The following is a 25,540-nucleotide window of genomic DNA, read 5'->3' as shown; positions in this document are numbered from 1 at the left end:
ATACGAGATCAGGAGGACAGCTTGCCGCTTGCCGCGATCAGGTCAAGCAGCATCTGCGCCCGGTTGGAGACATTGCGCGGGCTCTCGGTGTCGGCCAGGATCGCATCGAACCATTCCTTGGCGCGCGCATAGTCCTCGTGCTTGTAGGCGGAGAGGCCGAGAACCTCGCGCGCGGAGTGGCGCAGCGCGCTCTGGGGCGTGGCAAGCTGCTCGGCTTCGGCGGATACCTGCTCGTAGGTGCCGGTATCGACGAGGAGATAGGCGGCGCGCAGGCGCGCGGCATCGCGCAGTGCCTGCGGCACGGAGCCATCCTTGGCGATCGCGGTGAAGGCGTTGACGGCGCCCTGCGCGTCGCTCGTCGCCAAAAGCGAGGCGGAGCGCATGCGCGCCAGCACCGGATAGGAGCCGAAGCTGTCCTTTTCCAGCGCGGCAAGGGCTGCGAGCGCCTCCTCGTTCTTGCCCTCGCGGGCGAGCGTCAGGGCGGCCAGGAAACTGTCGCCGGCGGCCGAGGCCTCGCTGTCGCGCCAGTAGTCGTAGCTCACCTTGCCGATCGTGCCGAGGACGACAAGGACGGCAGCGCCGATGAGGACGCGGCCGAAACGCTTCCAGATCAGACGCATCTGATCGGAGCGCAGTTCCTCGTTCACCTCGCGGATAAAGCTGTCGTCCTGATGTACCATTTCGCGCCCGAACTAACGTTTGAAGTTAGCGCCTTCTACCCCATTTTGGCGGCGTTGTAAGGGGGCAGGCACGAAAAGCCGGGGATCGGGCGATGATCACGGCAGCGGCGGAATACCGATCACCCATTCGTGAAGCTTGAAGACGATCGCCGCATAGAGCGCAAGGCCGACAACGAGGGCGATCAGGTCGTATTTCGCCGAGACGAAGACCGGCAGTTTCGTCTCGCCGGCGGCGATGCGCTTCTTCAGCGTGATGCGCAGGATGACCGCCCAAGCGAGGATCGTCACGAAAAGCAGCACGGAATAGCTCTCGCCGTTCGCCAAGAGATGGGCCAGCGCCCAGATCTTGATGGCGACGAGCAGCGGGAACTTCAGCTTGGTGCGGATATGCCCGGCCGGCAGGAGGCCGGCGACAAGACAGACCGAGGCGATCAGCATCAGCGTCAGCGCGATATGCGACAGGAAGGTCGGCGGGAAATAGAGCATCTCGCCGCCGTTCTCGCGCGCGTCGACGAAGCCATAGGCGATGAGCACGAGGCTGAGCAGCGAGACGGCGCCGTGCAGCGCCATCCAGCCCGGCCTGCCGAGGGCGGCGATGCCGGCATTGCGCAGGCCGGGCGCGACGGGGCGCAGAAGATGGGTGACGATGAAGAGAACGAGACCGGCGATGAGCAACGTCATGAAAATGCCCCTTGAAGAAAGGACGGCCCGCGGCCGTTTCCTCTGGAATAGCCCTCGCGACGCGACAATTCCAGCCCGATCAAAGGATTGCCGCATTCGCGAACCATGGAAACCCCTTTGCAAATTGTCGCGGGTAGCCATGTCGCCTTCAGTCTCGTCCCGATTAGCCCTCCTTTCCCTCGCCGCCGCGCTTGCCGCCGGCCCGGCCTTTGCCAAGGACGACGCGAGCGAGGCCGCACCGCGCAGGCAGCTCGTCATCGTCTCCTTCGACGGGGCGCACGACAACCTCCTGTGGGAGAAGAGCCGCGCCATGGCGAAACGCACCGGCGCGCATTTCACCTATTTCCTCTCCTGCACCTTCCTCTTCCCGAAGGACACGCGCGCGACCTACCAGGCGCCGCATGAAAAGCGCGGCCGCTCCAATGTCGGCTTTTCCCAGGACCGGGAGGAGACGATGCTGCGGCTCGGCGAGATCTGGCTGGCGAAGCTGGAGGGCCACGATATCGGCAGCCATGCCTGCGGCCATTTCGACGGCGGCAAGTGGAGCACGGAGGACTGGAAGAGCGAGTTCACCTTCTTCCACGAGGCGCTGAAGAACGCCTGGCAGAATGCCGGCGTCGGCGAGCGGGAACCGGCGGACTGGCAGCGCTTCGTCCGTGAGGACATCAAGGGGTTCCGCGCGCCCTATCTTTCGGCGGGCAGCGGGCTGGTCAAGGCGCTGGAGGCGCACGGCTTCACCTATGATGCCAGCCTCGTCTCGAAGGGTCCGGCCATGCCGGTCGCCAGCGGCAAGATCGCCCGCTTCGCCCTGCCCCTCGTGCCGGAAGGCGCTGCCGGGCGCCCGGTCATCGCCATGGACTACAACCTCTATGTCCGCCATTCCAAGGGCAAGGAAGCGCCGGAAAAGAGCGCCGCCTTCGAGGAAAGCACGCTTGCCGCCTATCGCGACGCCTTCACGAAGCAATATGACGGCGAGCGCATCCCCCTCCAGCTCGGCTTCCATTTCGTGGAGATGAATGCGGGCGCCTACTGGCGCGCGCTTGACCGGTTCCTGACGGAGACCTGCGGCAGGAAGGACGTCGCCTGCGTCAGCTATGCCGGGGCGATGGACATTCTCGCGAAGGAGAAGAAGGCGGCCGGAGCCGCCCTCTGATTGCCGGTCTTATTTCGCCAGTTCCTCGTTGCCGCCGGCCGCGATGAACTGCTGGTCGATGCTCGGCAGTTCCTGTCCGTCGATCGCCGCCTCGAAGGCCTTGAGGCGCTTGTGGATCGACTGCAGCTCGATGATCGTCGACCACGAATTCACCAGATACTGGAACGAGCTGGACACCTGGCCGAACGCCGTCAGGATCTGCTGCAGGATGCCATAGGTGATCTTGCCGGTGACGATGGTCGGCACCAGGATGAAGTAGACGAAGAGGTTGTCGGCCTGCAGGTAGAACATGCGGGCGACGTTGAAATAGAGATAGTGGAAATAGAGCCGGAAATAGTTCGTCCGCACATTGTCGAACAGTTCGCGCACCGTCGGGGGCTGCGCCTTGGTCTCGTCGTCCTCGCCATAGACCAGTTCCTTGCGGTAGGCGGCCTCGACGCGCTGGTTGCGGAATTCCAGCCCCGGCAGCTTGATCCCCACGAAGGCGAGCAGGAAGGTGCCGAAGGCCGACCAGAGGATCGCCGCCCAGAACAGCGCATGCGGCACCTCGCCGATGACCGGCAGCGGGCCGATATGCACGGAGAGGGCGAAGAGCACCGGCAGGAACGCGATCAGCGTCATCACGGCGTCGATCAGGCTGACGCCGAGACCCTCGGTGATCGTCGCGAACCGCATCGTGTCTTCCTGCACGCGCTGCGAGGCGCCTTCGATATGGCGCACGCGCGTCCAGAGCGACATGTAGTAGTTGTTCATCGCGGTGCGCCAGCGGAAGACATAGTGGCTGACGAAGAAGCGCGTGATGACGTAGACGAAGACGCTGATGAACGCGATCTGGCAGAAGATCAGCATCAGGTCGAAGAAGTTCTGCGTTGTCACGCCGCCCGTGCCCTGAAGGGCATTCTGCAGGGTGTCGCCAAAGGGCCGGCGCCAGTTGTTGATGGCGAGCGAGACCTGCACGCTGAAATAGGTCGAGAAGATGATGAAGGCCGAGCCCCAGATCGACCAGTTGATCCAGGGATGGTCCTTCGCGCGGATCTGCCAGAACAGGCCGAAGAGCCCGACGCAGATCAGGAAGTAGAGATAGAACCAGATATTGTCCGGCGTCACGAAATAACCGAGGCCGACCGGCGGCTCGGCACCGGCCGGCAGCGGCGGAAGGCCGATCAGCGCACCGAAATCGGCGCCGACCGTGTACCAGACCGCGATCGAAAGCAGCGTCCAGGCGACAAGGGAGGAAAAGAACAGCCTGGGCTGCGGGAAGAAGGCGTGGAACAAGGTGCGAAACTCTCGTTTGCATGGGGCGGCAGCGCCGCCGGTTCGCGCAGAACCTAGAGGAGTTTGCGCATCGCAACAATCGCCGGGCGCCCGGATTACCGAGATTTAATGGAAAGCGTCCCGCCGAGAACGGCGATGCCGGCGGCCAGGAACAGGATGCCGGCGGCCGCAAGGCTGGGCAGGACGTAGCTTCCCGTGCGCGCGGCCAGGAACCCCGCCCCGAGCGGCCCGAGGATCTGCCCGACGCCGAAGGCGGCCGTCATCAGCGCCAGGACCTGGCGCGGGCTCCGACTGGCGAGAACCCGCCCGAGCTGAAGGCCGTAGGCGGTGATCACCATGAAGGTGAGCCCGAGCAGCGCCCCGCCGATGAGCGCCGACCAGGGAGACGGCAGCGTCACCGTCGCCGCGACGCCCGCCGTCTCCACGAGGATCGCCAGCACATAGGCCATCGCCACGCCGCACCGTCGCTCCACGCGCTTCCAGGCGAAGAGCGAGAGCGCGGCGGCAATCCCCGTCACGAGCCAGGTGAGGCATTCGAGCAGCGGGCTTTGCGCCCCTTCCCGCGCGATGGCGACGATGAAGGTGGCCGTCACGACATAGCCGATGCCGAAGAGGCCGTAGCTTGCCGTCAGGGCGACGAGCGGCCGCGTCCAGACGATCGCCGGCTCGCGCAGCGCGGAGGCGCCGCCCTCCTGGCGCGGCAGGAGGACCAGGACGGCGGCAAGACCGGCAGCGCCGAGCGCCGCGCCGGCAAGCCAGTCGACCCGCCAGGCGGCAAGACCCGGAAGCGGGGCCAGCGACAGGAGATAGACGAGCAGGGCGGAGACCGCGATGCCGACGCCGACACCGGAGAAATGCGCCATCTGCACGCCCGGGTCCCGGTGCCTGAGGCCGATATTGAGCACGATGCCGGAGGTGAAGATCATGGCGAAGGCGCTGGCGAGGCCGGCAAGGAACCGCACGACGGAGAGCGCCGCGACGCCGGAGAGCACCCCCATGGCAAAGAGCAGCAGCACGGTGGACACCAGAGCGCCGAGCGCGAGACGCCGTTCCAGGCCGGCCGCCCAGCCATAGGCCGCCAGCACCGCGCCGAGGAGGTAGCCCGAAAAATTCGCCGCCGCGATGATGCCGGCATCGGCGGCATTCAGCCCGAGGCCGGCCATCATGCCGGGCAGCACGGGCGTGTAGAAGAAGCGGCCGAGCCCCATGGCGACGGCCATGGCGAGCGCGCCGGCGAGTGCCGCCCGGACGGGCTCGCGCGACAGGGCGGGTGTGTGATGCATCATGGCGCGACCATCGCACTGCAACATGAGCGCGGCAAACGACATTTATTGATCGCCCGATCAGCCGCGGTGAAGCGTCAGCCCGGCAGCGTCACCACCAGCGGCCCGTTGCGCGTGGCGACGACCGTGTGCTCGAACTGCACCGTCGGCGCGCGCGGCTCGCTGTAGAGCGTCCACTCGTCCTTGTCGCCGCCTTCCGCCCAGTTGGCGCCGAGCGAGAGGAAGGGCTCGACGGTGAAGACGAGGCCTTCCGTCATGCGGCGCTTTTCCTGCGGGTCCGGCCAGGTGGCGATTTCCGTCGGCTCCTCGTGCAGCGAGCGGCCGACGCCGTGGCTGGCGAGGTTGGCGATCAGCGTGTAGCGGTTCTTGCGGGCGAATTCGCCGATGGCGTTGCCCACTTCGGCAAGCGGCTTGCCGGCCTTCACCGATTTCAGCCCGACCCAGAGCGCGCGCTTGCCGTCGCGGCAGAGGCGTTCGACGGCGGGTGTCGAGCGCCCGACCGTGAAGGAGGCGCCGGTATCGGCGAAATAGCCGTCGCGTTCGGCCGACACGTCGATGTTGACGAGGTCGCCCTCGCCGATCACCCGGTCGCCCGGAATGCCGTGCGCGACCTCTTCGTTGACGCTGATGCAGGTCGCGCCCGGAAAGGCGTAGCAGCTTTCGGGCGCCGAGCGCGCGCCCGCCGCCTCCAGCATGCGCCGGCCGATCAGGTCGAGTTCGGCCGTCGTCATGCCCGGCCGGACGGCGGTCGACATATGCTGCAGCACATTGGCGCAAATCCGGCCGATGGCCTTCAGGCCGTTGAGGTCTTCATCGTTTTCCAGGGTCATCGCATCTCGCTTTCGCGGGCCTCTTAGCATGCCCGCGCGCCGCTGTCAGGCGGAAGGGGCACGCCATCCTTCGCGTCGTCCGCCAGCATCTCGCGCACCAGCGGAGCGACCTTCGTGCCGTAGAGCTCGATGCCGCGCAGCACCGCCTCGTGCGGCATCGGGCCGATCGCCATCTGCAGCAGGAACCGGTCGTTGCGGAAGATCCGGTGATGGGCGACGATCTTCCGCGCCACCGTTTCGGGATCGCCGAGGAAGAGATGGCCGGTCGGCCCGGTCGACTGGTCGAACTGCGTGCGGCTCGTCGGCCCCCAGCCGCGCTCGCGGCCGATGCGGTTCATCACCTCGGCCTGCGGGCCGTAGAAGATGTCGGCCGCAGCCGCGCCGGTATCGGCGATGAAACCGTGCACGTTGATGCTGGTCTTCAACTTGCCGGCATCCTGCCCGGCGCGGCGCGCGGCCTCGCGGTAGAGATCGAAGAGCGGCGCATAGCGCGACGGCGTGCCGCCGATGATGGCAAGCGCCAGCGGCAGCCCGTAGGCCCCTGCCCGCGCCACCGATTGCGGCGTGCCGCCGACGGCGATCCAGATCGGCAGGCGGCCATGCGCCGGGCGCGGATAGACGCCGAGCCCCGGCAGCGGCGAGCGCATCGTGCCGTTCCACGACACCGTCTCGCTCTCGTTGAGCGCCAGGAGCAGGTCCAGCTTCTCCTCGAAGAGCCGGTCGTACTCATCGAGCGCATAGCCGAAGAGCGGGAAGGATTCGATGAACGAGCCGCGCCCGGCCATGATCTCCGCCCGCCCGCCGGAAAGAAGGTCGACCGTCGAGAACTGCTGGAAGACGCGCACCGGATCGTCCGAGGAGAGCACCGTCACCGCACTCGTCAGCCGGATGGTTTTCGTGCGCGCCGCGGCGGCGGCCAGCACGACGGCGGGCGCCGATGCGGCATAGTCCGCCCGGTGATGCTCGCCGAGCCCGAAGACGTCGAGCCCGACCCGATCGGCAAGCTCGATCTCCTCCAGGAGGTCCTTCAGCCGCCGCTCCCCTTCCCGCCCCTTGTCGGCGGCTTTGGGATCGACGTCGGCGAATGTATAGAGGCCAAGTTCCATGGGATGTTCCAGGCAAGAGGGATTTGCCCAGAGATATGGCCGGCGCAGGCGAGTTGAAAGGGCCATGCGGGAAACAGTGTGTTCACGACAAGGAGGAGGATGGACGCTGGGCACCCATCCTCCCCACCTCCCTCAGAGCCGCGCGGCCACGGCTTCCAGCTGCGTCGCCACCTGGCCCCAGCCCTCGTGGAAACCCATCTTCTCGTGCATCTCGCAATCCTCGACGGTCCAGTGACGGGCAATGGCGGTGTAGCGGGTCCTGCCGTCGCCGAGGTCGTCGAAGAGAATCTCGGCGCTGAAGAAGGCCTTTTCGGTCGGCTTCCAGTCCGGGCCGAAGGCATCGGTCGTGATGATGCGCCTGTCCTTCTCCACCTTCAGGAAGATGCCGGTATTGTCCATGTGGAAACCGTCCGGGCCGGTCATGACGGTGCGGAACATGCCGCCGTCGCGCGGCTCGATCTCGATGACCGGCGTCTCGTAGGGTTTCGGCGCGAACCATTCTCTCATCAGGTCGGGCGTCGTCCAGGCCTTGAAGAGCTGGGCGGGCGTGGCGTTCAGCACGCGGGTCAGCACGAGTTCGCGGTTGCTCGCGGGCTTGATCTCGGCGTCGGTCATGTCTGTCTCCTCGTTGGATATGTTCGCGGGTTCGTCTCAAGGACGGGCGGCGGAGACCCAATCCGACATCCAAACCCGGTTATTTTTCGGCCGCGGCCCGGTCGCGCTGCAGGCTGTCGAGATGCTGGCGGATATGGGCGGCCTCGGCCGAGGTGGTGGCAAGCGCGATGGCCCGGTCGAAGGCCTCGTGCGCCTCGCTATAGCGGCCGAGCTGCTTGAGGAGGCCGCCGCGCAGGCCGTGGAAATAGAAATAGCCGTTCAATTTGTCGGCAAGCGGCTCGATCAGCGCCAGCGCCGCCTCCGGCCCTTCGCGCTTCGAGACGGCGACGGCGCGGTTGAGCCGCACCACCGGCGAGGGTTGCAGGCGCTCCAGCGTCTGGTAGAGCAGGTCGATCTCCCGCCAGTCCGTCTCCGCCGCCGTCTTCGCGCGGGCATGCAGCGCAGCGATCGCCGCCTGGACCTGGAAGGCGCCGGGCGCGCGGTGGCGGATCGCCTTGTCGATCAGCACCAGCGCCTCGTCGATCAGGCTGCGGTTCCAGAGCGAACGGTCCTGGTCCTCCAGCAGCACGATCTGCCCGTCCCCGTCGAAGCGGGCCGCAAGCCGCGAGTGCTGGAGCAGGAGCAGCGCCGTCAGGCCCATGATCTCCGGCTCGGCCGGAAAGAGTTTCAGGAGCAGCCGCGCCAGCCGTATCGCCTCGGCGCAGAAGGGCGTGTCCGCCTTGTCCGGCGCGCCGGCCGAATAGCCCTCGTTGAAGACGAGATAGATCATCGCCGCGACGAGGCCGAGCCGTTCGGCCCGCGCCACCGCATCCGGCGTCTCGAAGGGAATGCCGGCGGCGCCCACCTTCGCCTTCGCCCGGGTGATGCGCTGCTCCATCGCCGCCTCCGAGACGAGGAAGGCGCGCGCGATCTGCCGGACCGACAGGCCCGAGACGACGCGCAGCGCCAGCGCGATCTGCTGGGTCGCCGGCAGGTCCTTGTGGCAGCAGACGAAGAGCAGGCGAAGGATGTCGTCGCGGTAATGCGCGCCGTCCAGCCGGTCGGCGAGATCGCTTTCCGTATCCTCCAGGTCGGACAGCACCTCCTCGGGCGGCAGCGGCTGGTGCCTGGCGCGTTTCCTCACCTGGTCGATGCCGCTGTTGCGGCCGACGAAGATGAGCCAGGCCGCCGGATCGCGCGGCGTGCCCTTGTCGGGCCAGGTCTTCAGCGCGCGCAGGCAGGCCTCCTGATAGGCCTCCTCCGCCATGTCGAGGTCACGGAAGTAGCGCAGGAGCGCCCCCATGGCCTGCGGGCGCGCCGAGGTCAGCGCCAGGTCGACCCAGGCAAGCTCTGTCATCCGATCGGTGCTCCCGGATTGAAATACTGCAGCGGCCGGACCTCATAGGTGCCGTTCGCCGGATTGACCGCCGAAAGCTCGCGGGCGAAGGTGATCGCCTCCTCCAGCGTCTCCACGTCGAGCACGAAGAAACCGAGGAACTGTTCCTTGGTTTCGGCGAAGGGGCCATCCATGACGATATCGTCCGTCGCGCCCTTGCGCACGGTGACGGCCGCCGTCGTCGGCATCAGCCGCGCGACCGGGCCGAGCTTGCCGGCCTCGGCATAGCGCTGGTTGACCGTCGCGAGATCGGCCATGACCTTCGCGTCGAGCTCCTTCGACCAGGCGTTGACTTCACTTTCGGCGTCGTAGCAGAGAACGGCATACAGCATGGTGAACTCCCGTTGGTTGGAAGACGTAGGAGTAACGTCTCGCCCGACAGGGTGCACCGGAATATTTTTGATCGGGCGTGAAACAGCGACCGGGGCGATATGGCCGGGCGCGGCTCCTTCAGGCGTCCCCGTTTGGGCGGGCCTCCCTCCGTTGTTCATCCTCCGCCCTCTCCTGCGTCATCCTCGGGCTCGACCCGAGGATCCACCGAAACGGCACGCGCGGAGTTTGGGGCATGGATCCTCGGGTCGAGCCCGAGGATGACGAAAGAGAGCGACGCGCCAGCAGGAAGAACCCGCGAAGAACCGCCTGGACCTACCCCGCGCTCAGCGTCCGCCGCACCGCATCCTTCCAGCCCCTGATCTTCACCGCACGGGTCTTCTCGTCCATCTTAGGCTCGAAGCGCGTATCCCGCGCCCAGGACTTGGCGAACCCCTTGCGGTTCGGCCAGACGCCGGCGCGCTGGCCGGCGAGCCAGGCGGCGCCGAGCGCGGTGGTCTCCAGGATGGTCGGGCGGTCGACGGGGGCGTCGAGGATGTCGGAAAGGCGCTGCATGGTCCAGTCGGAGGCGACCATGCCGCCGTCGACGCGCAGCACCGTCTCCTTGCCGTTGGCCTTCCAGTCCTTGTGCATCGCGTCGAGCAGGTCGCGCGTCTGGTAGCAGACGGCCTCCAGCGCGGCGCGGGCGAATTCCGCCGGCCCCGTATTGCGCGTCATGCCGTAGATGGCGGCGCGGGCGTCCGGGTCCCAGTGCGGCGCGCCGAGGCCGGTGAAGGCCGGCACGAGATAGACGTTCTGCGTCGGATCGGCCCTGGCGGCGAGGTCACCGGTGTCGGACGCCGCCTTGATGACCTTCAGCCCGTCGCGCAGCCATTGCACGGCCGCGCCGGCGATGAAGATGGAGCCTTCCAGCGCATAGGTCGTCTCGCCGTCGAGGCGGTAGGCGATGGTGGTGAGCAGCCGGTTCTTCGAGCGCACCATGTCCGGGCCGGTGTTGAGCAGCGCGAAGCAGCCGGTGCCGTAGGTGGACTTCATCATGCCGGGCGCAAAGCAGGCCTGGCCGATGGTCGCCGCCTGCTGGTCTCCGGCAACGCCGAGGATCGGGATCTCCGCGCCGAAAAGGCTCTTTTCCGTCACGCCGAAATCGGCCGCGCAGTCCAGCACCTCGGGCAGCATCGCCTTCGGCACGCGCAGGATGTCGAGCAGTTCATCGTCCCAGGCATTCGTGCCGATATTGTACATCAGCGTGCGGCTGGCATTGGTGGCGTCGGTTACATGGGACCTGCCGCCCGTCAGCCGCCAGATCAGGAACGTGTCGATCGTGCCGAAGCAGAGGTCGCCCTTCGCACCCCGGGCGCGCGCGCCCTTCACGTTGGAGAGCATCCAGGAGAGCTTGGTGCCGGAGAAATAGGGATCGAGCAGCAGGCCGGTCTTCTTCGTGAAGGTCTTTTCAAGATCCTGCTTCTTCAGCTTCTCGCAATAGGAGGCGGTGCGGCGGTCCTGCCAGACGATGGCATTGTGGATCGGCCTGCCGCCCTCGCGCTCCCAGACGACGACCGTCTCGCGCTGGTTGGTGATGCCGATGGCGGAAATGTCGGAGGCGGCAAGGCCCGCCTTCTTCAACGCGGCCTTGACGGACCAGACGACGCTGTCCCAGATTTCTTCCGGATCGTGCTCGACCCAGCCGGATTGCGGGAAATGCTGGGTGAATTCCTTCTGGCCGGAACCGACGACCTTTTGGCTGCCGTCGAAGACGATCGCCCGGCTCGACGTCGTGCCCTGATCGATCGCGAGAACATATCCGCCCATCATTTCCTCCCAGCTGCGGGCCGCTCCCAGGCCCTTCGGAATCTTCAATACGATACAAAAACGAATGTCAAAGGAAAATAAAACGCAAGCTGTGCCGTGCTTCCAGCGGGATTGTACCGCGCGGAAAACGCAATTGTCATCGCGCGAGTTTTGGGCGTAGGCTACCGCAACGCAGCATGATCGGGAGACAGCAAGCATGAAAAGCGTCGTCGTCACGGGCTCCACCAGCGGCATCGGCCTTGCGATCGCCACCGCCTTCGCCGAAAGCGGCGCCAATGTCGTCATCAACGGCTTCGGCGCGGCGGACGAAATCGAGGCGATCCGCGCCAAGCTCGACGGGCTCGGCAAGGGCCGCGTGCTCTATCACCCGGCCGACATGACCAAGCCGCACGAGATTTCCGACCTCATCGAGACGGCGGTGGAAGAATTCGACGGCGTCGACGTGCTCGTCAACAATGCCGGTATCCAGCATGTCGAGAAGATCGAGGACTTCCCGGTGGAAAAGTGGGACCAGATCATTGCAATCAACCTCTCCAGTTCCTTCCACACGATCCGCGCGGCCATTCCGCACATGAAGCGCAAGGGCTGGGGTCGCGTCATCAACGTCGCCTCTGCGCACGGCCTCGTCGCCTCGCCGTTCAAATCCGCCTATGTGGCGGCCAAACACGGCATCATGGGCCTGACGAAGACCGTCGCGCTGGAAGTCGCCGAGAACGGCATCACCGCCAACGCCATCTGCCCCGGCTACGTGCTGACGCCGCTCGTCGAAAAGCAGATCCCCGACACGGCCAAGGCCCGCGGCATCAGCGAGGCCGAGGTGAAGACCGACGTCATGCTGAAATTCCAGCCGACCAAGGAATTCGTCGGGGTCGACGAGGTCGCGGCCATCGCGCTTTTCCTCGCCTCCGATGCGGCCAAATCGATCAACGGCACCCATATATCGGTGGATGGCGGCTGGACCGCCCAATAGGACGCACGCGCGGGCATCGTGCCGCGCCGCAGGCCGCCTCCACGCCCAAGGCGCGCGCCGGCCATCGGACGGCCGAGGGCCGCCAAAGAAGGATGACATGAACTTTCTGCAGGACAGTCTGGAGGGCTTTCTCGCCCGCGAATACCGCATCGTCATCGTCGAGGTCGCCGCTGCCAAGGGCTCGACCCCGCGCGACGAAGGCACGTTCATGCTGGTGGCGCCGACCGAGATCCACGGCACCGTCGGCGGCGGCCAGCTCGAATATGACGCGATCGAGAATGCGCGGAAGCTGCTGGCGGATGCCGGCGGCGAGGCGCGGCTCGACATCGCGCTCGGGCCCGAGATCGGCCAGTGTTGCGGCGGCCGGGTCGAACTCACCTTCACCCTTGCCGACGAAGAGGCCCGCCGCGCCCTCGACGCGCGCCTTGCGCAAGACGAACGCCAGAAGCCGCAGGTCTGGATCTTCGGGGCCGGCCATGTCGGCCGGGCGCTGGCGGATGCCCTGACCATGCTGCCGCTCAACGTCTTCGTGGTGGAGGCGCGCCAGAGCGAACTCGACCAGCTCACCTCCGAGGTGCACCACCGGCTGGCCGCCCTGCCGGAGGCGCTGGTCGCCGACATTCCGCCGGGCTCGGCCGTCGTCATCGTCACCCATGACCATGCGCTGGATTTCCTGATCGGGCAGGAAGCGCTCGGCCGCCCCGACCTTGCCTATGTCGGCATGGTCGGCTCGAAGTCGAAGCGCGGCGCCTTCCTGCACCACCTGGAGCGGCAGGGCATCGAGCGCAGCGCGGCCGACCGGCTGGTCCTGCCGATCGGCGACATGGCGGTGGGCGACAAGCGCCCGGAGGTCATCGCCGCGATGACCGCCTCCGAAGTGCTGCTCGCCTTCGCCGCCTGGCGGCAGAGGGACGCCGCACCCACCGCAGGCTAGCCGCGGCCGTCCAGAAAACCGAGATCGCGCTTCATGAAGTCGGACAATTCGCGCGGATCGAGGCGCGGGCCTGCCGCACCCTTTCGCCGGCGAAAGACACGGGAGAGCTTATGCCAAAACCTCTCCTTACGAAACGGCAGATGGCCCAAAGGGGCCTGATCGACGACGCATGACATGGTAAAACCTCGTAAATTCCATCCATTGCTTGCAGGATGCGCCGAAAGATGATGGAATTCCAATCGAAGCTTCGTCTGTATCCATAAAGAGAACTTGGCCTTGAAAATGTCGCGCAACTTCCCGCTCAACGCGCTTCGCGTCTTCGAGGCGGCCGCGCGGCATGCCAGCTTCACCCGCGCCGGCGACGAGCTGGGCATGACGCAGACCGCCGTCAGCTACCAGATCAAGCTGCTGGAGGAGACGCTCGGCGAGACGCTGTTCCTGCGCCAGCCGCGGCAGGTGATGCTGAGCGAGGCCGGCGAGCGGCTGGCGCCCAAGGTGGCCGAGGGTCTGACCAAACTCGCCGAGGCGGTGGCGGACCTGCGCGGGGCGGCCGAGCAGAAGCTGCACATCCATTCGACGCCCACCTTCGCCACGCAATGGCTGAGCCGCACGCTCGGCGATTTCCAGCTCAAGCACCCGACCATCGCCGTCCGGCTTTCCACCTCGCAGGACCTGATCGACTTTGCCCGGGACGAGGCGGACGTCTCGATCCGCTGGGGCAAGGGCGACTGGCCGGGCCTGACCTGCCACCGGGTCATGCGCATGGACTTCGCGCCCATGTTGAACCCGGCGCTGGCCGAGACGATCGGCGGCATAAGGGAGCCGGCCGATCTCCTGAAACTGCCGATCATCAGCCCGCTGGACATCTGGTGGCGCACCTGGTTTTCCGCCGCGGGCATCGACGATCCGGGCCTCGAACGGTTTCCCCCGAACGAACTCGGCGTGCAGACGATCGACGCGCAGGTGGCGATGGCCGGCCAGGGCGTCGCGATCCTCAATCCCGGCCATTTCCGGACGGAGGTCGCCGCCGGCCAGCTCTACCAGCCCTTCGAACTCACCTGTAACGACGGCCGCGACTACTGGCTCGCCTATCCGGAGAACCGCCGAAACATCGTAAAGATCCGTGCCTTCCGCGATTGGATCCTGGCGACCATGCCGACGGCGGTGTGACCGCCGGGCCGAAATATGGGATGCTCGAACGCGAAACGGCAATTGCCCTTGCCGCCCGCGAGATCTATCTGCAGGCGGGACGCAGCCATGCCTACCGCCTGGTTCGAAACCGCAGCAGAAGGAAGCCGACCGCCATGACGACAACCCTCATCCGCGGGCGCCTGCTCTCCTTCCGCCGCCGCCCGGTCGCGATCGACGATACGGCAAGCTACCGCTACGAGGAGGACGGCGGCCTGCTGGTCGAAGAGGGCAGGATCGCCGCCGTCGGCCCCTATGCCGAGGTCCGCGCGGCCGCGCCCGAAGGGGCGGAGGAGATCGACCATCGCCCGCGCCTCATCCTGCCCGGCCTCATCGACACGCACCTGCATTTCCCGCAGATGCAGGTGATCGGCTCCTACGCCGCCAACCTCCTGGAATGGCTGAACACCTATACCTTTCCGGAGGAATGCCGCTTCGTCGAAAGCGCGCATGCCGCCCGCATCGCCCGCCACTTCTACGACGAGATGATCCGCCACGGCACGACGACCGCCGTCGCCTATTGCTCCGTGCACAAGGCTTCCGCCGATGCCTATTTCGCCGAGGCGCTGAAGCGCGGCATGCGCATGGTCGGCGGCAAGGTGATGATGGACCGCAACGCGCCGCAGGGCCTGCTCGACACGCCTCAGACGGGCTATGACGAGACCCGCGCCGTGATCGCCGAATGGCACGGCAAGGGCCGCAACCACGTCGCCATCACGCCGCGCTTCGCCATCACCTCGACGCCGGCGCAGATGGAGATGGCGGCCGCGCTCGCCCGCGAGTTCCCGGACCTGCACATCCAGACGCATCTTTCCGAGAACCACGAGGAAATCCGCTTCACGAGCGAACTCTATCCCGATGCGATCGACTATACGGACGTCTATGCGCAATACGGCCTGCTCGGCCCGAAAAGCCTGTTCGGCCACTGCATCCACGTGTCGGAACGCGAGGCGGACGCGATGAGCGAGGCGGGTGCCGTCGCCGTGCACTGCCCCACCTCGAACCTCTTCCTCGGCTCCGGCCTCTTCCCGCTCAAGGCGCTGTCGCGCCGGGAAAGGCTGGTGCGCATCGGCGTCGCGACGGATGTCGGCGGCGGCACGAGCTACTCCATGCTGAAGACGATGGACGAGGCCTACAAGATCCAGCAACTGCTCGGCGAGCGGCTGAACCCGTTCGAGAGCTTCTACCACATGACGCTCGGCAATGCCGAGGCGCTGTCGCTCGAAGCCCATATCGGCACGCTGGAGGCCGGCACGGACGCCGACCTCGTCGTGCTGGATGCGGCAGCAACCCCCGCCATGGCGCTGAGGATGGAAGTGGTCCGCTCGCTGACCGACGAACTCTTCCTGCTCCAGACGCTCGGCGACGACCGGGCCGTGCGCGAGACCTATGTAGCGGGTCGGCCGATGAAGGCCGCGCTTTAAACCTTCCTACGGCGCTTCGATGACGAACGGGGTGTCGAAGAAGAACTCTTCCAGGTTGACGCCGCCGCCGAGGCGGTCGACCACGAGGAAATCGCTCACCGCGTCGAGGGTCATCAGGGGATGGTGCCAGACGTTGCGGCGGTAGTTGACGCCCTGCCGTCCGCCGGCGCGGAAGACCTGCGGCCGGCCCGGCCTGCCGCCCTCGTCCTCGGCCACCACGACCAGCCAGGGCCGATCGTCGAGCGGCGAGAAGCTCTGGCTGCCGAAGGGATGGCGCTCCATCATGTCGACGGCATAGGGGAAGGCCCGCGGGCTGCCGCGGAAGAGGTTGATGATGACCTTCGCGTCCTCGCCGGCGGCCTCGGCCTCGGCGAGCGCGTGGTAGCGCTCCGTATTGCCGCCGTTGATGTGGCGCATCGTGGCGGGATCGGCCTCGATCACCGTGCCGAAGGGCGCGAAAGCCTCCCGGGTCAGCGGCCGGATCGTCAGTTTCTCAGCCATCGGACAGCCCTCCCGGGGAGAGGAAGGGCGGTCTCTGGTGGTCGGGCATGTTCATTCTCCGGGCAGCGCGGCGGTCAATCTGAGGAGCGCGATGCGCTCCACCTGGGTTTTCGCGGTTTCGAACTCTACCGCCGCCGTGTTGCCGATACGGGTCTCGAAGGCGGCGAGGATGTCGTCCTTGGTAAGCCCTTTCACCGCGATGATGAAGGGAAAGCCGAACTTTTCCGTATAGGCGGTGTTGAACTCCGTGAAGCGGGCGTGCTCGGCCGGGGAAAGCCGGTCGAGGCCGGCGCCGGCCTGCTCGTTGCGGCTGTCCTCCGTCAGTTCGCCGGCGATCGCCAGCCTGCCGGCAAGATCCGGGTGGGCGCGCAGCACGCCGAGCTGCTCGGCATCGCTCGCCTTGCGGAACGCCGTGACGAGCGCGGCATGGATGCCCGCCGCCGTCAGCGGCGTTGCGACGGCCCCGGCATCGAGCGCGCGTTCGGCGATGAAGGGCGAATGCTCGAAGACGCCGCCGAAGCGGGCGAGGAAATCGGCTCGGTCGATCATGCGCCCCTCGCCTTCGAGGGATGATGGTGCTCGATCCAGTGACGCGCGATGTCGATGCGCCGCGGGATCCAGACCTTTTCGTGGCCGAGCACGTAATCGACGAAGCGGGCGAGCGCGGCGGCGCGGCCCGGGCGGCCGACGAGGCGGCAGTGCAGGCCGATGTTCAGCATCTTCGGGCTGCCTTCGGCGCCCTCCTGGTAGAGCACGTCGAAGGCGTCCTTCAGATAGGTGAAGAACTGGTCGCCGGTGTTGAAGCCCTGGGGCGTCGCAAACCGCATGTCGTTGGTTTCGAGCGTATAGGGGATGATCAGGAAGGGCTCGCCGTCGAGGCCCGGCACGAAATAGGGCAGGTCGTCGGCGTAGGAATCGGAGGAATAGACGAAACCGCCCTCCTCCATCACGAGGCGAAGCGTGTTGTCGGAAGGCTTGCCCTGGTACATGCCGAGCGGATGGGAGCCGGTCAGTTCCTTGTGCAGGCGCACCGCCTCGCGGATGTGCTCGCGCTCCTTCTCCTCGGAAAAGTCCTTGTATTCCAGCCAGCGATAGCCGTGGCTGGCGATTTCCCAGCCTGCTTCCTTCATGGCGGCCACGGCTTCCGGATTGCGCGCCATGGCGAGCGTCACGCCGTAGACGGTGGTGGTGACGTCGCGGCTGGTGAACAGCCGGTGCAGGCGCCAGAAGCCGGCGCGCGCGCCGTATTCGTAAATCGATTCCATGTTGAGGTTGCGCTGGCCCGGCCAGGGCTGCGCGCCGACGATTTCCGACAGCAGGTTCTCCGAGGCCGGATCGCCATCGAGCAGGCAGCTTTCGCCGCCCTCTTCGTAATTGATGACGAACTGCACGGCGATGTTGGCATCGCCCGGCCAGCGCACCTTGGGAGGCATGCGGCCGTAGCCGATCAGGTCGCGCGGATAGGTCTTCTCAGTCATTCGATCACCTCGACAATGAGCGGCACCGGGGCTGCGGGCGATCGGAAGCCGAATGGAATCCGATGCATACCCTCGCAAAAGGAACCATTACCGCCTTGTCCCGTTTCCTGTCCATCACAAGCAAGGAGAAACACCTATGGCCATGCAGGATGCAAACATTCGTGAAACCCAGGATCTGATCGCCAGCGACAAGGTGGAGGGCACGAGCGTCTATGGCGCCGATGGCAAGCATATCGGTTCAGTCGAACGCCTGATCCTCGACAAGCGCAACGGTCATGTTTCCTATGCGGTTCTCAGTTTCGGCGGCTTCCTCGGCCTCGGCCAGGATCATTATCCGCTGCCTTGGGCGAAGCTGAGCTATGACGAGGGCCTCGGCGGCTACCGCGTCGATGTGACGAAGGAGCAGGTCGAGCGCGCGCCGCACTACGAAAGCGATGCCGAATACGACTGGAACCGCCGCAACGGCAAGGTGATCCACGACTATTACGGCGTGCCGCCCTACTGGATGTAAGGCGGGATCATACGCGCGCGGCTTCCTCGACGTGGGCCGCGACGGTGAAGGAGGGCGGTACGCGGAGCGTGCCGCCCTTGATTTCGTCCAGCACCGCCCGCGCCAGTTCATGCGCCAGGCCGAAGCTCACCTTGAAGCCGCCGGTCATCAGGCTGACGGTTGGATGGTCGGGATGAAGGCCGACCATCGGCTCGCGGCCGATCGCCTTCGGTCGCAGCCCCGCCCAGCGCTCGACGACCGGCGCATCCGCCAGGACCGGCGCCATCTGCCGCGCCTTGGCAATCAGCGCGTCGAGAAGGCCGTCGGTGGCGCAGGGATCGGCAAAGCTGTTCTCGCTGGTGCTGCCGATGGCGACGAGGCCGTCCTCGTGCGGTACGATGTAGAGCCCGTCGGCAAAGATCACCGGCAGCGCCGGATCGACGGACGCCTTCAGAAGCGCCGCCTGCCCCTTCACCGCGCTTCCCATCGGCCTTGCCAGCGGGGGAACCAGCGGCGCGAGCAAGGCAAAGGTCTCGACGCCGGCCGAAAGCACGCAATGGCCGAAGGTCATGCTGGTTCCATCGTCGAACCGGGCGATGCCCGTGGCGGGGTCCAGCGACCGCAGCCCCGCCCCCTCGCGGATCGTGACATTCGGCAGGCGCGCGAGGGCGGCACGCAAGGCGGCAAGCAGCGCCCGCGGCGAAAGGCGGGCGGCGAGACGGTCGTGGACGAGGCCGCTAGCCATCGCCGCCCCGGCCGGCCATCCGCTGAAAGGCGTCGCATCCAGTACCTCGAAGGCGAAGGCGCGGCCGGGCGCCGTCCAGACGGAAAGCGCATCCTGCGCATGGCCGAGCGCAATGGCGCGGTTGTGCGGCCTGGGAAGGGGAATGAGGCGGCCGGAGCGGCGATAGCCGGCGGAAAGCCCGGTTTCGGCCTCCAGCGCCGCGATCTCCGCTTCGAGCGAGACCAGCGCGGCGAACTGGAAGGCCTTCTTGGCGTTCCAGCGGTCCGGCAGGTGCGGCATCAGCGCGCCGAGCACGCCGCCGCTGGCGCCGGCCCCGATCGCCCGCCGCTCGGCAAGATGCACGGACAGGCCCTGCTGGGCGGCGAAAAGCGCGGTCCACAGGCCCATCACCCCGCCGCCGGCGACGATGAGGTCCACGGCCGGTTGACCGGCGGGCTTCCCGCGACTATCGGCATTCGCCATGGCTGATCACAATCCTGAAAACGCGCCGCAGACCGAAGCCGTCCTCGACTGGCACGACGGCGATATGCCCTATTCCCGGGCCTTTGACGACCACTTTTATTGCCGCAGCGACGGCCGGCTGGAATGCGGCCATGTCTTCCTTGCCGGCAATGGCCTGCCGGACCGCTGGCAGCGGACAGAGCCGTTCCGCATCGCCGAACTCGGCTTCGGCACCGGCCTCAACCTCTGCGAGACCTGGCGGCAATGGCGCGAGACGGCGCCGCAGGGCGCACGCCTCCACTTCACCTCCTTCGAGCGCTTTCCCATGGCGCGCGCCGATATCGCCCGGGCGCTCGCGCACTGGCCGGAGATCGCGCTCGAGCGCGCCGCCCTCATCGCCAACTGGCCGGAAACGCCGGCAGGACGCATCGAGATAGACCTTGCGCCCGGCGTCCGCCTCACGGTCGTCTGCGGCGCAGCGCTCGAAAGCCTCGCGGCCGAGACGGTACCTTTCGACGCCTGGTTCCTCGACGGTTTCGCGCCGGCGCGCAATCCGGACATGTGGTCGGCCGAGTTGATGGCTGCGGTCTTCCGCCTCACCGTTCCCGGCGGGCGCTTCGGCACCTATGCGGCGGCCGGTTTCGTGCGGCGCAACCTTGCGGCCGCCGGCTTCGTCGTGGAGCGCCGGCCGGGCTTTGCCGGAAAGCGCGAGATGCTGTGCGGGGAAAGACCGGCGGCCTGACCGGTCAGGCCAGCGCGCCGGTGGCGGCTTCCCTGTCGCCGCGCTTCAGCCAGCGGTCGAGCTTTTCCTCCAGCTTCTCGATGCTGATCGGCTTGGTCAGGTAATCGTCCATGCCCGCGGCGAGGCAATCCTCACGGTCGCCGTCGAGCACATGGGCGGTGACGGCGACGATCGGCACCCGGCGGCCGGAGCCGCTTTCGATCGCCCGGATCGCGCGGCTCGCCTCCAGGCCGTTCATCACCGGCATGGAAATGTCCATCAGGATCATGCCCGGGCGGGCGGCGCGGAAGACCTCGACCGCCTCCCTGCCGTTCTCCACAAGCCGGAAGCGCAAGCCGGCGGCCATCAGCATCTGGGTGAAGAGGATCTGGTTGACTTCGTTGTCCTCGGCCACCAGCACATCCAGGATCTCGCCCTCGGCGGCCGCGGCGTTGCCGGCGGCCGGATGCGGGCGCAGCGGCAGGACCTTGCCCGCGGCCTGGGCCGGCGTCTTCGGTCCGCGCATCGCCCGCAGCACCTCCGACACCGTCTCGCGCAGGAGGTCGGCCCGCACCGGCTTCATGAGATGGGCCTGGATATCCGTCGAGGCGAGCAGCCGGTCGTCGGCCGGAAGGGTCATGGCGGTGAGCACGATCACGGCGATGCCGGCGGTCCTTGCGCCGTCGCGCAGGGCCCGCACGAAATCGGGCGCGCGATCCGGGTGATAATCGATGAGGACGGCGTCCACCGAGACGCCCATGTCGCCGGCCGCCGCGAGCACGGCAAGCGCCTCCGTCTCGGAGCCGACGGCGGTCGCATCGAAACCCCAGTCGAGCAGCATGTCGTACGAGGCCTTGCGGGACAGGTCGTGCCCGTCGACGACGAGGATGCGCGCGCCCGGCGCCCTGGCCGGCACGATGCGGGCCGGCAGCGCGGCGACGGCGAGCGCCATCGGCAGGCGCGCCGTGAAGGCCGAGCCGTTGCCGACCTCGCTGGTCGCCGTGAGCGTACCGCCGAACAGGCGCGTCAGCCCGTCGGTGATGGCAAGGCCGAGGCCGGTGCCCTCGTGGCGGCGGGTCGAGGAGGCGTCGACCTGCGAGAATTTCTCGAAGATCGATTCCATCTTCTCGGCCGGAATGCCCGCGCCCGTATCCTCGACGCGGACGACGATCTCCACGCCGTCATCCTCGCCCGCCTGCGAGGAAAGGTCGATGAGAACGTGCCCCCGATCGGTGAACTTGACGGCATTGCCGACGAGGTTGGTGACGATCTGGCGGAAGCGGCCCGCGTCCCCCATCACCATCGCCGGCATGTTGGCAGCGCCGCGCACGACGAGCTCGATATCCTTCTCCGCCGCCTTCGCGGACAGCAGCGTCGCCACGTCCTCGATCGCCTCCACCGGATTGAAGGTGACGGCACGCAGCGTCATCTGGCCGGCGTCGATCTTCGAGAAATCGAGGATGTCGTTGATGATGGTGAGCAGCGCGTTGCCGGATTTCACCATGATATCGATGAAGGTCTTCTGCCGCGTGTCCAGGTTCGATTTCGCGAGCAGTTCCGCCATGCCGAGCACGCCGTTCATCGGCGTGCGGATCTCATGGCTCATATTGGCCAGAAACTCCGACTTCGCCTTGTCGGCCGTCTCGGCGCGCTCGACGAGGCGGCGCAGCTCGTCCTCGCGGCTCTTGAGGTCCGTGATGTCGGAAAAGACCATGACGTCGCGGCCGCGGCTCGTCGGCGTCACGTCGAGGCGCAGCCAGCGCCGGTAGCCGCTGAAAACGGTCAGCGAGGCGGGCTTGCCGGTGAAGAGGATTTCTCCGAACCGGCTGGCATCGACGGGCTCCTCGCCGAGGAAGCCGTCGATCTTGCGGTCGATGCAGCTTTGCAGCACGTCCTTGACGAGCGCGCCCGGCTGCAAGAGTTCGCGCGGCATGGCGATCATCGTGGAGAGCGCCTCGTTGGAGAGCACCACCACGCCATCCTCGATGATCAGGAGGCCCTGGCTCATCGAGGAAACCGCATCCTTGACGAGGCTGCCGACCTCCTCCAGGGCGCTGCGGGTCTCCAGCACCTCGCGCTCGCGCTCGCGCCGCTCGGTAATGTCGATATAGGTCAGAAGGCAGCGGTCGCCGGAAATCGCGCAGCCGGCCTCGATCACCGTCCGCCCGCTGGCATAGGTGACCTCGCGCACCGGCGCGTGGCCGCCGCGGATGTCCGAAATGCACGCCGCATGTTCCGCGGCGTGCGGACCATCCTCGCCGCTGAAGCCGCCCTGCGCCTGCTGGAAGCGCAGGAGCTCATCGAGCGGCCTGCCCTTCATCGGCGGCAGCGCGCCGTCCCACAATTCCTCGAAGGCGCCGTTGACCAGTTCGATGGTGCCGGCCTCATCGACGACGACGATGCCGACGGGCAGCGATTCCACGATGCTTTCGAGGGCCGCCTTGGTGGCCTCCGCCTGGCGCTGGGCCTCGATGAGCTGGCGTTCACGCTTCTTCAGCACCGTGGTGTCGGTGATGGAGCCGATAAGGTAGTTCTTCTCGTCGAGCGTGGTGACCCGGTAGAGCCGCGAGATCGTCGGCAGCACCGAGCCGTCCGCCCGGATATACTCGATCTCGCTCTCGAGCAGTTCGCCGGTGTCGAGCACCGTCTGGTTCTGCGCGTGGAACTCCTCGCCCTGCTCCGGATACATCTCGCGCGTGGTGAGGCCGAGCAGTTCTTCCGGTTGCCGGCCGGTCAGCGCGACATAGGCGCGGTTGGCGAAGATCATGCGCTGGCTCTCGTCGCGCATGAAGCTTGCGACCGGCAACTCGTCGAGCAGCGCCCGGTAGAGGCTGATCTCCTGCGAGTGCTGCTTCAGCCGCCCCTCGCTCTCCTTCAGCGCGGTCACGTCGATGCGCAGCGCGACGAAGGTGCCGTCCGGCCGGCGCTGCGTGACGAGGCGCGTCCAGCCGCCGGCAAGGCGCACGACGCCTTCCTGCAGCGGCAGGTCGTAGCTGGCGATCCGCGCGGCGACCCAGCGCTCGCGCTCGGCTTCGGAAGCGTGCCCCACCTCGACATCGTGCAGCGCATGCGTGAGCGCGGCAAGGCTGACCGGGCCGTCCGCAAGATCGCCCACGAGCACCCGGTAGAACTCGCGCATGCTGCGGTTGGCGTAACGCAACCGGTTGTCCGCCCCGAACACGGCGACCCCCGCGCCGAGCGCGTCGAGCGCCCGTTCCACATGGTCGGCGGGCAAGGCGTCGTCGCGGTCCGGCCCGGCGGCTTCGCCGTTCCCATTGGCGACGGCGCCGAGGCTGGCGGCCAGCGCGTCGAGCGAGGGCGTGAAGAGGCCGACGAGCACCGACAGGCTCGCGGAGATCCGCTCGCGCTTCATGGCGACATCGAAGCTTCCGCCACCGAATGGGTGCAGATAACGGGCCCGCTCGGGGTTTCCGAAGATCAGGCAGCGGCGTTCCGGTTCGTCCCGGTCGCCATGGCCCGGCGTCTCGCCAATCTCCTCGCTGGTCAGGCCGATCATCTCCGCGCAGCCATGACCGAACAGGCGGGCATAGGCCTCGTTCACCGCCAGATAGCGCAATTCGCTGCTTTTGACGTATGCCGGATACGGGTGTTCGCGAACGCGCGCACAGGCCGCCACCAGCAATTCGTCTTGAGATTCAGCCACGCCAAGTGCTCCCCGAAGCGGGACGGAGGGAGAGATTGATACCCCTCGGGGAGTATCATCAATCCTTGAACGGATGGTTAACCCTTCGTTGCCGGAAGTCACGCATCCGGGACGGCGCGTGTCGAAAAGACGCGGCCGCGCCGCCACTTATCCACCAGGGCGCTTCGCTGTCGCAAATGGCGGGGGCGCATCGCCGCGGGATATGCGACAAGGGCAGGAGGCAAACCAGACCGGGGCTGCGCTGCACATGGGCGACGTGATCAAACTCGAAAATCACCTCGAACAACCGGAGGCGTCCGAGACGCCCGTTGAACGCCGGCGCCGCAGCGGCGGGCGCGGTGCCGAACGCACCCGCCGGGCGCCTACCACCTCCAGATACCTCAACCTCGTCAACACGACCGCTCCCTCCGCCGTGCTTTCCGAGGATGCGCTGGAGGCCGTGCACCAGGCCTCGCTCGCCATCCTCGAGGAGATCGGCATGGACATCATCCTGCCGGAAGCGCGCGAGCGCATGAAGGCGGCCGGCGCCGAGGTGACGCCCGGCACGGACCGCGTGCGCTTCGACCGCGGCCTCATCCTGGACATGATGGCCTGCGTTCCGCCCGCCTTCACGATGCATGCACGCAATCCCTCACGCAATGTGGCGATCGGCGGCAACAACCTCGTCTTCGCACAGGTCGCCTCCGCCCCCTTCGTCGCCGACCGCGAGGGCGGCCGGCGCGCCGGGAACCAGGAGGATTTCCGCAAGCTGGTGAAACTCGCCCAGTGCTACGACGTCATCCACACGACGGGCGGCTACCCGGTCGAGCCGGTCGACCTCCACGCTTCCGTCCGCCATCTCGACTGCCTGTCGGACCTCGTGACGCTGACCGACAAGGTGTTCCACGTCTATTCGCTCGGCCGGCAGCGCAATCTCGACGGCATCGAGATCGCCCGCATCGGCCGCGGCATCTCGATGGAGCAGATGGAGCGCGAGCCCTCGCTCTTCACCATCATCAACACCTCCTCGCCGCTGCGCCTCGACGGGCCGATGCTGCAGGGCATCATCGAGATGTCGTCGCGGGGGCAGGTCGTCGTGGTAACGCCCTTCACGCTGGCCGGCGCGATGGCGCCGGTGACGATCGCCGGCGCCGTCGTGCAGCAGAACGCCGAGGCGCTGGCCGGCATCGCCTTCACCCAGATGGTGCGCCGCGGCGCGCCGGTCATCTATGGCGGCTTCACCTCCAATGTCGACATGAAGACAGGTGCGCCCGCCTTCGGCACCCCGGAATACATGAAGGCGGTGATCGCCGGCGGCCAGCTCGCACGCAAGTACAACATCCCCTACCGCACCTCGAACACCAATGCCTCCAACACGGTGGATGCGCAGGCGGCCTATGAATCCGCCTTCTCGCTCTGGGCGCTGACTCAGGGCGGCGGCAATTTCATCATGCATTCCGCCGGCTGGAGCGAGGGCGGCCTGACAGCCTCCTTCGAGAAGTTCATCCTCGACGTGGACATGCTGCAGATGGTGGCCGAATACCTGGCGCCGCTCGACGTCAGCCCCGAGGCGCTCGGCATCGAGGCGGTGCGCGACGTCGGCCCGGGCGGCCATTTCTTCGGCACGCCGCACACGCTCGCCCGCTACGAGACGGCGTTCTATTCGCCGATCCTGTCGGACTGGCGCAATTTCGAGACCTGGACGGAAGCGGGCCGCCCGACCACCTACGACCACGCCAACCGGGTCTTCAAGGAAAAGCTCGCCGCCTACGAAAAGCCGCCGCTCGACCCGGCGATCGGCGACGAACTGGAAGCGTTCGTCGCCAGGCGCAAGGAAGAGGGCGGCGTTCCGACGGATTTCTAGATTA

General features: G+C 66.9%; 24 protein-coding genes. 8 read left to right on the top strand and 16 right to left on the bottom strand.

Going from position 1 to position 25,540, the window contains the following annotated elements; all coding sequences use genetic code 11:
- Positions 1-8 precede the first annotated feature (8 nt).
- Together AB3G45_RS11645 and AB3G45_RS11640 are read right to left on the bottom strand one after the other, a co-directional pair.
- Positions 9-680 carry a tetratricopeptide repeat protein gene (locus tag AB3G45_RS11645; RefSeq protein ID WP_367830703.1) on the bottom strand — a complete coding sequence of 224 codons (672 nt, stop codon included), beginning with the start codon at positions 678-680 and terminating at the stop codon, positions 9-11.
- Between the two features lie 96 nt (positions 681-776).
- Positions 777-1,361: an NnrU family protein gene (locus AB3G45_RS11640; RefSeq protein WP_367830702.1), complete on the bottom strand. Its 585-nt coding sequence runs from the start codon at positions 1,359-1,361 to the stop codon at positions 777-779.
- Positions 1,362-1,500: 139 nt separating this feature from the next.
- On the opposite strand from AB3G45_RS11640, the gene AB3G45_RS11635 reads away from it, so the two are divergent.
- The gene (locus tag AB3G45_RS11635; protein WP_367830701.1) at positions 1,501-2,514 is read left to right on the top strand and encodes a polysaccharide deacetylase; all 1,014 of its coding nucleotides are present in this window, start codon (positions 1,501-1,503) and stop codon (positions 2,512-2,514) included.
- Between the two features lie 9 nt (positions 2,515-2,523).
- Here the strand turns inward: AB3G45_RS11635 and sbmA are convergent, their stop codons facing one another.
- From sbmA to glpK, 8 genes are all read right to left on the bottom strand, one after another.
- A complete protein-coding gene (gene sbmA / locus AB3G45_RS11630; RefSeq protein WP_367830700.1) occupies positions 2,524-3,789 on the bottom strand; it encodes a peptide antibiotic transporter SbmA in 1,266 nt (421 codons plus the stop codon).
- A 95-nt stretch (positions 3,790-3,884) separates the two neighbouring features.
- A complete protein-coding gene (locus AB3G45_RS11625) occupies positions 3,885-5,075 on the bottom strand; it encodes a YbfB/YjiJ family MFS transporter (RefSeq protein ID WP_367830699.1) in 1,191 nt (396 codons plus the stop codon).
- 74 nt (positions 5,076-5,149) lie between these two features.
- Positions 5,150-5,902 (bottom strand): type I methionyl aminopeptidase, encoded by a 753-nt coding sequence (map, locus tag AB3G45_RS11620; protein ID WP_367830698.1) that lies wholly within the window; start codon positions 5,900-5,902, stop codon positions 5,150-5,152.
- 23 nt (positions 5,903-5,925) lie between these two features.
- On the bottom strand, positions 5,926-7,008 hold the full coding sequence (locus AB3G45_RS11615; RefSeq protein WP_367830697.1) for an LLM class flavin-dependent oxidoreductase: 1,083 nt from the start codon (positions 7,006-7,008) through the stop codon (positions 5,926-5,928).
- 132 nt (positions 7,009-7,140) lie between these two features.
- Positions 7,141-7,623, bottom strand: coding sequence for an SRPBCC family protein (locus AB3G45_RS11610; RefSeq protein ID WP_367830696.1), 483 nt, complete (start codon positions 7,621-7,623; stop codon positions 7,141-7,143).
- Between the two features lie 79 nt (positions 7,624-7,702).
- Positions 7,703-8,959: an RNA polymerase sigma factor gene (locus AB3G45_RS11605; RefSeq protein WP_367830695.1), complete on the bottom strand. Its 1,257-nt coding sequence runs from the start codon at positions 8,957-8,959 to the stop codon at positions 7,703-7,705.
- Entirely contained in the window at positions 8,956-9,330 is a 375-nt protein-coding gene (locus AB3G45_RS11600) for a YciI family protein (RefSeq protein ID WP_367830694.1), read from the bottom strand. The genes AB3G45_RS11605 and AB3G45_RS11600 overlap by 4 nt, the downstream gene beginning before the upstream one ends.
- A gap of 313 nt (positions 9,331-9,643) precedes the next feature.
- Positions 9,644-11,137, bottom strand: coding sequence for a glycerol kinase GlpK (gene glpK / locus AB3G45_RS11595; RefSeq protein ID WP_367830693.1), 1,494 nt, complete (start codon positions 11,135-11,137; stop codon positions 9,644-9,646).
- Between the two features lie 196 nt (positions 11,138-11,333).
- Between glpK and AB3G45_RS11590 the strand changes: the two genes are divergently transcribed.
- Both AB3G45_RS11590 and xdhC read left to right on the top strand, forming a co-directional pair.
- Positions 11,334-12,107 carry a 3-hydroxybutyrate dehydrogenase gene (locus tag AB3G45_RS11590; protein WP_367830692.1) on the top strand — a complete coding sequence of 258 codons (774 nt, stop codon included), beginning with the start codon at positions 11,334-11,336 and terminating at the stop codon, positions 12,105-12,107.
- A 97-nt stretch (positions 12,108-12,204) separates the two neighbouring features.
- Positions 12,205-13,041, top strand: a complete 837-nt coding sequence (gene xdhC, locus AB3G45_RS11585; protein ID WP_367830691.1) for a xanthine dehydrogenase accessory protein XdhC — start codon at positions 12,205-12,207, stop codon at positions 13,039-13,041.
- On the opposite strand, the gene AB3G45_RS11580 is transcribed toward xdhC, so the two are convergent.
- A complete protein-coding gene (locus AB3G45_RS11580) occupies positions 13,038-13,334 on the bottom strand; it encodes a hypothetical protein (protein ID WP_367830690.1) in 297 nt (98 codons plus the stop codon). The two genes, xdhC and AB3G45_RS11580, sit on opposite strands and share 4 nt — an antisense overlap.
- Between AB3G45_RS11580 and AB3G45_RS11575 the strand changes: the two genes are divergently transcribed.
- Both AB3G45_RS11575 and guaD read left to right on the top strand, forming a co-directional pair.
- The gene (locus AB3G45_RS11575; protein WP_367830689.1) at positions 13,318-14,211 is read left to right on the top strand and encodes a LysR substrate-binding domain-containing protein; all 894 of its coding nucleotides are present in this window, start codon (positions 13,318-13,320) and stop codon (positions 14,209-14,211) included. The genes AB3G45_RS11580 and AB3G45_RS11575 overlap by 17 nt on opposite strands.
- Before the next feature lie 134 nt (positions 14,212-14,345).
- Positions 14,346-15,653: a guanine deaminase gene (gene guaD / locus AB3G45_RS11570; RefSeq protein WP_367833561.1), complete on the top strand. Its 1,308-nt coding sequence runs from the start codon at positions 14,346-14,348 to the stop codon at positions 15,651-15,653.
- A gap of 6 nt (positions 15,654-15,659) precedes the next feature.
- Here the strand turns inward: guaD and AB3G45_RS11565 are convergent, their stop codons facing one another.
- Genes AB3G45_RS11565 through puuE form a run of 3 tightly spaced genes read right to left on the bottom strand, consistent with a single transcriptional unit; the run spans position 15,660 to position 17,632 of the window.
- Positions 15,660-16,154 (bottom strand): ureidoglycolate lyase, encoded by a 495-nt coding sequence (locus AB3G45_RS11565; protein WP_367830688.1) that lies wholly within the window; start codon positions 16,152-16,154, stop codon positions 15,660-15,662.
- A gap of 51 nt (positions 16,155-16,205) precedes the next feature.
- The gene (gene uraD, locus AB3G45_RS11560) at positions 16,206-16,703 is read right to left on the bottom strand and encodes a 2-oxo-4-hydroxy-4-carboxy-5-ureidoimidazoline decarboxylase (RefSeq protein ID WP_367830687.1); all 498 of its coding nucleotides are present in this window, start codon (positions 16,701-16,703) and stop codon (positions 16,206-16,208) included.
- Positions 16,700-17,632, bottom strand: coding sequence for an allantoinase PuuE (puuE, locus tag AB3G45_RS11555; RefSeq protein ID WP_367830686.1), 933 nt, complete (start codon positions 17,630-17,632; stop codon positions 16,700-16,702). The genes uraD and puuE overlap by 4 nt, the downstream gene beginning before the upstream one ends.
- 136 nt (positions 17,633-17,768) lie before the next feature.
- Here puuE and AB3G45_RS11550 point away from each other — a divergent pair, with 136 nt between their 5' ends.
- Positions 17,769-18,143, top strand: coding sequence for a PRC-barrel domain-containing protein (locus AB3G45_RS11550; RefSeq protein WP_367830685.1), 375 nt, complete (start codon positions 17,769-17,771; stop codon positions 18,141-18,143).
- A 7-nt stretch (positions 18,144-18,150) separates the two neighbouring features.
- On the opposite strand, the gene AB3G45_RS11545 is transcribed toward AB3G45_RS11550, so the two are convergent.
- A complete protein-coding gene (locus AB3G45_RS11545) occupies positions 18,151-19,329 on the bottom strand; it encodes an NAD(P)/FAD-dependent oxidoreductase (protein WP_367830684.1) in 1,179 nt (392 codons plus the stop codon).
- Here AB3G45_RS11545 and mnmD point away from each other — a divergent pair.
- Positions 19,328-20,050: a tRNA (5-methylaminomethyl-2-thiouridine)(34)-methyltransferase MnmD gene (gene mnmD, locus AB3G45_RS11540; RefSeq protein ID WP_367830683.1), complete on the top strand. Its 723-nt coding sequence runs from the start codon at positions 19,328-19,330 to the stop codon at positions 20,048-20,050. The two genes, AB3G45_RS11545 and mnmD, sit on opposite strands and share 2 nt — an antisense overlap.
- Before the next feature lie 4 nt (positions 20,051-20,054).
- Here mnmD and AB3G45_RS11535 read toward each other — a convergent pair whose 3' ends face one another.
- Positions 20,055-23,693: a PAS-domain containing protein gene (locus AB3G45_RS11535; RefSeq protein WP_367830682.1), complete on the bottom strand. Its 3,639-nt coding sequence runs from the start codon at positions 23,691-23,693 to the stop codon at positions 20,055-20,057.
- Positions 23,694-23,940: 247 nt separating this feature from the next.
- On the opposite strand from AB3G45_RS11535, the gene AB3G45_RS11530 reads away from it, so the two are divergent.
- Positions 23,941-25,536: a trimethylamine methyltransferase family protein gene (locus AB3G45_RS11530; RefSeq protein WP_367830681.1), complete on the top strand. Its 1,596-nt coding sequence runs from the start codon at positions 23,941-23,943 to the stop codon at positions 25,534-25,536.
- Positions 25,537-25,540 lie beyond the last annotated feature (4 nt).

The organism is Shinella sp. S4-D37 (assembly GCF_040812195.1).
GTDB lineage: Bacteria > Pseudomonadota > Alphaproteobacteria > Rhizobiales > Rhizobiaceae > Shinella.
Note: the sequence above shows the minus strand (reverse complement) of the source record. Positions and strands in the feature narration are given on the sequence as shown.